The following is a 6,796-nucleotide window of genomic DNA, read 5'->3' as shown; positions in this document are numbered from 1 at the left end:
GGCCGGCACCGCCACTCTGGTACTCTCGGGAACAAGCACCTACACGGGCGCGACCACGGTAAGCGCCGGCACGCTGCACATCGCCGGCACGGGCTCGATCATCAGCGACACCGACGTGGCCAGCGGGGCGAGCCTGGTCAATGAGGGCATGGCCCACAACGTCACCAACGCCGGCACCAGTTCCAATAGTGGCAACATCGCGTCGCTCGACAACACCGGCGGCACGTTCGACAACAAGACGGGCGGCGTCGTCAGCGGCACGGCCGATATCTCCGGTGGCGCCGTCACCAACGAGGGATCGATCCAGGGACTGTCCACCATCTCGGGCGGCTCGCTCGGCAATAGCGGCATCCTGGCCGGGGTCGCCAACCAGGTCGGCGGTACCTTCAACAACCTCACCGGCGGCACGGCGGATGCCGTGACGAATGTTGGCACCGGCAGCAATGCCGGCACCATTGCGTCGCTAGACAACACGGGCGGCACGTTCGACAACAAGGCCGGCGGCATCGTTAGCGGCACGGCCGATATCTCCGGTGGCGCCGTCACCAACGAGGGATCGATCCAGGGACTGTCCACCATCTCGGGCGGCTCGCTCGGCAATAGCGGCATCCTGGCCGGTGTCGCCAACCAGGCCGGCGGCACCTTCAACAACCTCATCGGCGGCACGGCGGAAGCCGTGACCAATGTTGGCACCGGCAGCAATGCCGGCACCATTGCGTCGCTCGACAACACGGGCGGCACGTTCGACAACAAGACGGGTGGCACCATCAGCGGCACGGCCGATATCTCCGGTGGCGCTGTCACCAATGAGGGATTGATCCAGGGACTGTCCACCATCTCGGGCGGCTCGCTCGGCAATAGCGGCATCCTGGCCGGGGTCGCCAACCAGGTCGGCGGCACCTTCAACAACCTCATCGGCGGCACGGCGGAAGCAGTGACCAATGTTGGCACCGGCAGCAATGCCGGCATCATCGCGTCGCTCGACAACACGGGCGGTACGTTCGACAACAAGACGGGTGGCACCGTCAGCGGTCTGACCTCCGTCACCGGCGGCACGGTCAACAACGAAGGCACGCTTGCCGGCAATGCCGAGATCGGCAGTGCAGGAACGCTGGTGCTCAAGAACGGCAGCGTTACCGGCAGCGTCAACGATAGCGGCCTGCTCACGGGCGTCGGCAGCGTCGGTAACACCACCATCAAATCAGGCGGCACTGTCGCACCGGGCGCGAATGGCGTGGGTACGCTCGCGGTGAACGGTAGCTTCACGCAGGACGTTGGCTCGACCTACCAAGTGGTGGTGGATCCCGCCTCGAATGTCTCCAACGCCATCGTGGCCACCAAGGCGGCCGACATCACGGGCGCCACGCTCAACGTCACCAAGACAACACCGGGCACGCCCTATCAATTGGGCGCGCAATACACCGTACTGACGGCCAGCGAGGGGGTGACGGGAACCTACGACCTCACCGGCGACACCGCGCTCTCGGCCTTCGCGGGCCTGACCGATGTCTACGATACCAATCATGTCTACCTGAAGGTGGCACAGACGACCTCCTTCACCTCTCTAGGCGGTACCTACAACCAGACCTCGACAGCCGCTGGCCTGCAATCGCTGCCGGAGGACAACGCACTGCTCTCGCAACTGGCGCTGGGCCTGCCCGACGATGCCGCCGCCAGAGCCGCCTTCGACCAGCTTTCGGGCGAGATCCATCCCTCCATCGCCGGACAGATGATCGAGGACAGCCGCTTCGTGCGTGACGCCGCGCTGGACAGGCTCACCGACGCCTTCTGCGGCGTCGGCCATGGTGCTGACACCAACCAACCCGATGCCGGCGGCATCGCTACCACCGGGGCCTGCTGGGTGAACCCCGACCGCATCGTGGCTTGGGGCCATGGCTTCGGCTCCTGGGGCCAGTTCGGCTCGGACGGCAACGCCGCCTCGATGTCGCGGAGCATCGGCGGCTTCATCACCGGTCTCGATGCACCCGTTGGCGATGACTGGCGCGCTGGCGTCCTGGCCGGCTATAGCCAGTCGAACTTCAGCGGCAGTGGCTCGTCCGCTACCAGCAACGACTACACCCTCGGCCTCTATGGTGGGCGTCAGTGGGATGCCCTCTCGCTCAAGCTCGGTGCTGCCTATAGCTTGCATGACATCGACACCGACCGAGCGCCGCTGGTGCCGGGCATCGGCCTCGGCCGCGCCAGTGCCTCCTACCTTGCCGGCACGGCGCAGGCTTTCGGGGAACTGGCCTATCGCTTCCAGTTGGGCGGGCTGGATCTCGAACCCTTCGCTAATCTCGCCTTCGTCAACCAGCATGTCGACGACTTCCGCGAAACCGGCGGCGATGCGGCGCTGTGGGCGCGCAGCCAGAGCCAGAATGTCGGCTTTTCGACGCTCGGCCTGCATGCGGCAACGAGCTTCGAGGTCGGCTCGATTCCGGTGACCGCCAAGGCTGCCATCGGCTGGCAGCACGCCGTCGGCGATGTCCAACCCTCGACGACGTTCAACTTCGCCGGAGGCAGCCCCTTCACCACAAACGGCCTGCCGATCGCGCGGGATGCAGCGGTGATGGATGCGGGGCTCGATTTCCAGCTCACGCATAACACCGCGCTGGGCATCAGCTATGGCGGACAGTTCAGCAGCAAGCGCACCGACCAGAGCGTGAGGGGGACGCTGAGCGTGCGGTTTTAGGCCTTGGGACGGGGACGTTCCCGCCCGCTCTGCCCAATGGCAGGTCGGCAGCGGCAAGCTTCGAGGGCGAGTTCTCCAGCGCTGTCAGGTCCTGTTTCAATGCCCGAACGCGAGCGGCGGCGCCAGTCGGTCGCGCCGCAGCCAGCGCGCCAGCAGCAGCGCGGCCACCACGGCCAGCCCGTCGACAGGCCAATAGCCGATCGCGGCATGGATCATCCGCACCTTGGTGTCGTGCAGGCCGCGCAGCATGCGGTGCGGGTGCGATAGAGAAGCGTGGGCGGGTTCAGTTGGTGCTGGTTGTGGCGGTGAACCCGCACTGCTTCTGTTCCATATCGATCTGCTTCGTGATGCGGACGGCGTTCTGAGCGTAAGCCTCCGTCACGGAGCCGCTATTGACGGTCTTGTCCTTCAGCGGACTGGCGGCTGCGCAGAGGTGGAAAACATGCGGCTCCGCTGCCTTCGCGGCGCCGTTTTCCGGCGCAATCCAATACACGAAATCCAGACCGTTGGGGTGGCTCGCGTCTTTCGTTGCCGCGGCCACCGTGGCGGAGTCCGTGGCGATCTGCTGCGCCTGGGCAGCGACATCGGGCGAACAGGCTGTGGTGGGCTGCCCCGACTTGATCTGGGTCGCGCACGCGTTCATGTCCTGGGTGTACTGCTCGACCGACGGGGGTTTGAAGCTGACCCCCGTGACCGTCGCGAGCAAGGCCAGCACAGCGCCCAGGCCGCCGGCAACCTTCTTGGTCTGCGGATCCATGTTCTTGTCGGTGAGGATCAGGAAAACCAGCGGGAGGAAGGCGATCAGCGTGATGATTGCGCCGAGCTGGTTTTGGAAGAAGAACCTGGCCGGATCGGATGCATGGGCCGGATCGTGCCGATTGGCAGCCTTCCAGAGCAAGTTGCCCGCGATTGCGAAAATCGCGATTCCGACCAGAATTCCGATCAGCAGCGGCAGGTTTCCGTGGTCGAACTTGTTCTGGCGAAACAGAATAATCCCGTAGATCTCGCCGCCAATGGCGACAATCCACGCGAGTGCGGCGAAAAGGCGAAGACGCGTGGCGGAGGACTTCTGGCCCTGCGTTGCCTGCCAATCCTTGGTAACGTCCGGCTTGTTGTCGGTCATGGCCAGCTCTCCTGATGTCAAACGTCTTCGTCACCTGACTTAGGGAACGCGATGAAATATGAGCGCTACAGCGTGCTACATCCCATCCATATTGCGCCGAAGTGAATGCGTCCATCCCCACGCGAGCAGGTACCGATGCGTATGAGGGCTTCTTTTCTCCTGGCTGTCGGGCAGACGGTCGCCGGCTAACCGGCGATTGTTCTGCCTTCAAGGCCCAAACGCCAAGGGCGGCGCCAGTCGGTCGCGCCGCAGCCAGCGCGCCAGCAGCAGCGCGGCTACCACGGCCAGCCCCGTCGACAGGCCGATCCAGATACCGACGCCATGCAGGCCGAAATGGAAGGCGAGCAGCACGCCGAGCGGCAGGCCGACGCCCCAATAGCCGATCGCGGCATAGATCATCGGCACCTTGGTGTCGTGCAGGCCGCGCAGCATGCCGGCGGCCACCGCCTGGGCGCCGTCGAAGACCTGGAACAGCGCCGCGAAGACCAGGAACGACACGGCAAGTTCGATTACCCTGGCATTGGCCGGGTTGCCCAGATCGATGAAGGCGCTGATCAGCGGATGCGGCCACAGGATCATCACCAGCCCCATCAGCGCCATGAACGAGACGCCGATGACGAAAGCGGTCCAGCCGGCGCGCGAAACGCCTTCCGGATTACCGGCGCCGTGCGCAAGGCCGACGCGCACCGTCACCGCCTGGTTGAGGCCGAGCGGCACCATGAAGGAGATCGAGGCGATCTGGATGGCAATCGCGTGCGCGGCCAGCGAATCCGCATCAATCAGGCCCATCAGCAGCGCCGCCGCATTGAAGATCGTCACCTCGAAGGCGAGGATGCCGGCAATCGGCATGCCGAGCCGCAGCAGACCCTTGAAGCGCGGCCAGTCGGACCGCCAGAAGCGCCCGAATAGCCGGTAGCGCCGGAACTTCTTCTCCAGCATCACCACAGCCGCCATGCCGACGAACATCAGCGTGCTCGACAGCGAGGTGGCAAGGCCTGACCCGGCAATGCCCATTGCCGGCACGCCGAGATTGCCGAACATGAACACCCAATTGAAGAAGACGTTGCAGGCGACGGCGACGAAGACGATGACCAGCGCCCAGCCCGGCCGTTCCAGCGCCGAGATGAACGAGCGCAGCACGATATAGCCGTAGAACGGCAGCACCGCCCATTCGAGCCAGCGCAGATAGATGCCGGCCTGATGCGCCAGCACCGGGTCCTGGCCCATGGCCAATAGAATGCCTTCACCGTGCCAAAGCACGAGCCAGATCGGGATCGAGATCAGGATCGCCAGCCACAGGCCCTGACGCACGGTGCGGCGCAGGTCGCGCACGGAATAGCGGCGGCGGCCAAGCTCGGTGGCGATCATCGGCGAGGTCGCCAGCATCAGGCCGAGGCCGAAAATCAGCGGCATGAAATAAAGGTTGGCGCCAAGCGCGCCGCTGGCTAGCGTATCCGGGCCCAGACGACCCATCATCATGACGTCGGTGGCCGTCATCGCGGTCTGGCCGAGATTGGTCAGCACCATCGGCCAGGCAAGCGCCAGCGTCGCCCTGATCTCCTGACGCCAAAGATTTTCCGGCGCGCGAGCGCCGGCTTCGATCGCAGACATTGTTCCGCTCTTTCCAGCTACGGCACGTCGGCCAGAGCCGGAAGCCGCATGTCAAACGGCAAAACCTTCGGTTTCGCGGCGTTTGCGCCAGCTTCTGGACGAAATGCGACATGAAGGCAAGAGAGGAGGGACGGGAACGGATTGAGCCAGGGACCGGCCCCGATGCTCTAGCGGATCGCGTCCAGCATCCGCCGCTGGCGGTGCATCTCGAGGAAAACCTTGTAGTCGCGCTCGAAACGCCCTGATGATTTCGGGTTCGACGGGCGCGTCCGGCCGCCTTGCTGCATGGCAAGACAGGCCGCGTTGAGGTCGGGAAACAGCCCGGCCGCGGTGGCGGCGATCATGCCGGTGCCGAGCAGTACCGCCTCGTCGGCCAGCGGCTCGATCACCGTGCAGCCGGTGGCGTCGGCATAGAGTTCCATCAGCAGCGGGTTCTTGGTGTGACCGCCGGTGACATGCAGCGTGTCGATCAGATAGCCGTTCTCGTTCAGCGCTTCCAGGACGTGGCGCACGCCGAGCGCGATGCCGACGGCGGTGCGCCAGTAAAGCTTGCACAGACTGTCGAAGGAGGAGTCCAGCGTCAGCCCGCTGACGACGCCGACGGCATGCGGATCGGCGAGCGGTGAGCGGTTGCCATGAAAGTCGGGCAGCACATGCAGCCTTGCGGCGAGGTTGTCGCCCTCGGTGGCGCGCAGCTCGGCGACACGCCTGGCGATCTTCGCGTGCATGGCGGCATCCGGCTCGCCGCCGGCGCCGTGCCAGCGGATGATGTGGTCGAGCAGGGCGCCGGTCGCCGACTGGCCGCCTTCCGACAGCCATAGCCTGGGCAGCGCCGCGCCGTAGTACGGCCCCCAGACGCCGGCGAAGGGCTGCGGATCCGGCGACATCGCCATGACGCAGCTCGACGTGCCGGCGATCAGCGCCAAATGCCGGCCGATATCCTGCTCGTCGCCGGCAAAGCCGCCGAGCACGCCAAGCGCGCCGGCATAGGCATCGATGACGCCGGCGCCGACCCGGCATTTTTCGCTCAAGCCAAGCTCGGCCGCCGCTTGCGCCGTCAATCGGCCGATATCGGTGCCCACCGGGCTGGCCTTTTCCGGCAGGTTGCCGTGCTCGAATAGATCGCCGAGGCCGACGAGTTCGAAGAAATCGCGCCGCCAGCCTGTCTCCTCATGCGCCAGATAGGTCCATTTGGCGGTCAGCGTGCATTGCGAGCGGGCCAGCGAGCCCGTCGCTTGCCAGGTCAGGAAATCGGTCAGGTCGAATAAATAGCCGGCTTCATTCCACGTCTGCGGCAAATTGCGCTTCAGCCACATCAGCTTCGGCGTCGCCATTTCCGGCGACATGACGCCGCCGATGTAATTGAGCAC

The 6,796-nt window shown here is 65.2% G+C and carries 4 protein-coding genes and 1 pseudogene; 1 reads left to right on the top strand and 4 read right to left on the bottom strand.

Annotation, left to right across the window (positions count from 1 at the left end; all coding sequences use genetic code 11):
* A partial coding sequence (locus tag EN943_RS33230) for an autotransporter domain-containing protein (protein WP_127416167.1) occupies positions 1 to 2,692 on the top strand: 2,692 nt, incomplete at its 5' end.
* 96 nt (positions 2,693 to 2,788) lie between these two features.
* Here the strand turns inward: EN943_RS33230 and EN943_RS33225 are convergent.
* The 4 genes and pseudogenes from EN943_RS33225 to EN943_RS33210 form a co-directional block, all read right to left on the bottom strand.
* A pseudogene (locus EN943_RS33225) lies at positions 2,789 to 2,941 on the bottom strand (MATE family efflux transporter); the annotation flags it as partial.
* Positions 2,942 to 2,975: 34 nt separating this feature from the next.
* Positions 2,976 to 3,815, bottom strand: coding sequence for a hypothetical protein (locus tag EN943_RS33220; RefSeq protein ID WP_127416166.1), 840 nt, complete (start codon positions 3,813 to 3,815; stop codon positions 2,976 to 2,978).
* Positions 3,816 to 4,022: 207 nt separating this feature from the next.
* On the bottom strand, positions 4,023 to 5,426 hold the full coding sequence (locus EN943_RS33215) for an MATE family efflux transporter (RefSeq protein WP_127416165.1): 1,404 nt from the start codon (positions 5,424 to 5,426) through the stop codon (positions 4,023 to 4,025).
* 167 nt (positions 5,427 to 5,593) lie between these two features.
* Positions 5,594 to 6,796 (bottom strand): FGGY-family carbohydrate kinase (locus EN943_RS33210; RefSeq protein WP_127416164.1); only part of this gene is annotated, 1,203 nt, incomplete at its 5' end.

The sequence above is a fragment of the Mesorhizobium sp. M7A.F.Ca.US.006.01.1.1 genome (assembly GCF_003997935.1).
Classification (GTDB): Bacteria; Pseudomonadota; Alphaproteobacteria; order Rhizobiales; family Rhizobiaceae; genus Mesorhizobium.
The sequence above is the reverse complement of the archived record's forward strand: the minus strand, read 5'-3'. Positions and strand labels throughout refer to the sequence as shown.